A 2,295-nucleotide genomic window follows, 5' to 3' on the forward strand; every position below is an offset into this window, starting at 1 on the left:
CCAGCGCAACAGGTGCAGGGCTCGCGGCATATTACTGGCCCCGGCGCTGGTCGAGCCGCTCCGCCAGGGCGCTCAGGTCGTACCCGGCCTGTTCGGCGGTGGCGAGAATGCTGCCGTTGTCCTGCTCGGTGGCCTGGGTCAGCGCCCACAGGGTGGTGCTGCGCGTACCGGTGCGGCAGAAGGCCAGTACCGGTGTTTCGGCCAGGGATACGATGGCGTCGAAGCCGTCGATATCGGTTTCGGCAATGTTGGTGCCCACCACCGGTTGATGGGCGTAGGCAAGCCCGGCGGCTTCCGCGGCCACGGCCATTTCGTTGCTGCTGGGTTGGTCGGCGGCTTCCCCGTCGGGGCGGTTGTTGAGCACCATCTTGAAACCGGCAGCGGCAACGGCGGGCATGTCTTCTGGCAGCAATTGCGCAGATACGGACAGGTCGTCATTGAGTTTGTTGAAATCGGTCATGGTTCAGCCTTTTCTGGGAAATGGTTGTCGATGACGCGCTAGCTTACGCATTTGTGGCTCTGTCCTCATCCGTTGCCTGTTCGGCGCCGAGCGTGTTGAGCGGAATTTTCAGGTATTGGACGCCATTGTCTTCTGCTGCTGGGAGGTGGCCGGCGCGCATGTTGACCTGTACCGAGGGCAGAATCAGACGGGGCATCTCCAGGGTGGCATCGCGGGCTTCGCGCATGCTGACAAAGTCGTCTTCGCTGGTGCCTTCGTGGACATGGATGTTGTGCTGGCGCTGTTCGCCGACGGTGGTTTCCCAGATGAGTGACTGACGACTGTCCGGCAGATAGTCGTGGCAGAGGAACATGCGGGTCTGGTCTGGCAGCACCAGCAACTTTTGGATTGAGTGATACAGGGTTCGGGCATCGCCACCGGGGAAGTCGCAACGGGCGGTGCCGTAGTCGGGCATGAACAGGGTATCGCCCACGAAAACCGCATCGCCAATCACATGGCTCATGCAGGCCGGCGTGTGGCCAGGGGTGTGGATGGCGCGGGCGTCGATGCTGCCTACCTTGTAGTGCTCGCCGTCCTTGAAAAGGTGGTCGAACTGGCTGCCATCCCGGGCGAACTCTGTCCCGGCATTAAATACCTTGCCGAAGGTGTCCTGCACTGTGCAGATATGCTCGCCAATGGCCAGCTGGCCACCCACCTGCTGCTGGATCCACGGCGCTGCAGACAGGTGGTCCGCATGGACATGGGTTTCCAGTAACCAGTCCACCGTCAGATTGTTTTGCTTGATGTGATCAACAATGCGTTGCGCGCTGGAATGGCTGGTGCGCCCGGCATTGGCATTGTAATCCAGCACCGAGTCCACGATGGCGCAGTGACGGGTTGCCGGGTCGGCAACCACATAACTGACTGTGTTGGTGTCCTGGTCAAAAAAGGCGGTGACGTCGGGGCGCAGCATGGCTACCTCCAATAGCGGGATTTCATCATCCTTTTATAGGAGGTGCAGGGCTGAATGTCAATTTTGATATAAGCTTATATCAAAATGAAATATATTGGTTGTTACTTGTTCCTCAGCATGAATCCCAGCCCGATCAGCAGTCCCGAGAGTAGCAGCCAGGGCCACACGCCGGTGCTCATGAACGGGGTGATGCCGGTGCGTGGGTGGTATTCGCTGTAGAGCACATCACGGGTGAACTGGGGCAGGGCATCGATGACCTGGCCGTGGTGATCAATGACGGCGGTGACGCCGTTGTTGGTCCCCCGCAGCAGCCAGCGGCCGGTTTCTGCGGCGCGCATGCGGGCCATCTGGAAATGTTGCAGGGGGCCGGCAGAGGTACCGAACCAGGCATCGTTGCTGATGGTCAGCAGCACATCGGCATCATGGCTGCGGGTGGCCACCTGTTCCGGGTAGAGAATTTCGTAGCAAATAAACGGCGCCACGGTGTGGCCCAGGGCGGTCAGATTCGGTTGCTGTGGGCTGCCGGGTGTAAAGCCGGACATGGGCAAATCAAAGAACGGAATCAGCCCGCGGATCAGCGACTGCATGGGCACATATTCGCCGAACGGGACCAGCTTCTGTTTGTGGTAGACGCGCGGGTTGCCGTCACCGGGATCAAGCGGGATGGAGGCGATGCTGTTGTGGTAGGTCACGCCGCTATCGCTGGCCGCCCGCCAGGGAACGCCGGTGATGAAGCCGCCGTGGCGTTCGGCAATCTGTTGACCTTCCTGCTCCAGGAATCCGGATACGTTCTGGTAGAAATTGGTGAGCGCGGATTCCGGCCAGATTACCAGGGTGTCGGCGGGAATAGCCTGGGTCAGCTCCTGATAGATTTGCTGGGTCC

At 60.3% G+C, this 2,295-nt stretch carries 3 protein-coding genes; all 3 read right to left on the minus strand.

The annotated features are described in order from the left end of the window. Positions 1 to 31: 31 nt before the first annotated feature. The gene (locus tag A3754_RS16620; RefSeq protein ID WP_063520593.1) at positions 32 to 460 is read right to left on the minus strand and encodes a TIGR01244 family sulfur transferase; all 429 of its coding nucleotides are present in this window, start codon (positions 458 to 460) and stop codon (positions 32 to 34) included. A 43-nt stretch (positions 461 to 503) separates the two neighbouring features. Then, the gene (locus A3754_RS16625; RefSeq protein ID WP_063520594.1) at positions 504 to 1,412 is read right to left on the minus strand and encodes an MBL fold metallo-hydrolase; all 909 of its coding nucleotides are present in this window, start codon (positions 1,410 to 1,412) and stop codon (positions 504 to 506) included. Positions 1,413 to 1,513: 101 nt separating this feature from the next. Beyond that, on the minus strand, positions 1,514 to 2,295 hold a 782-nt coding region (gene lnt, locus A3754_RS16630; protein ID WP_063520595.1), incomplete at its 5' end, for an apolipoprotein N-acyltransferase.

Source organism: Alcanivorax sp. HI0083, from assembly GCF_001635175.1.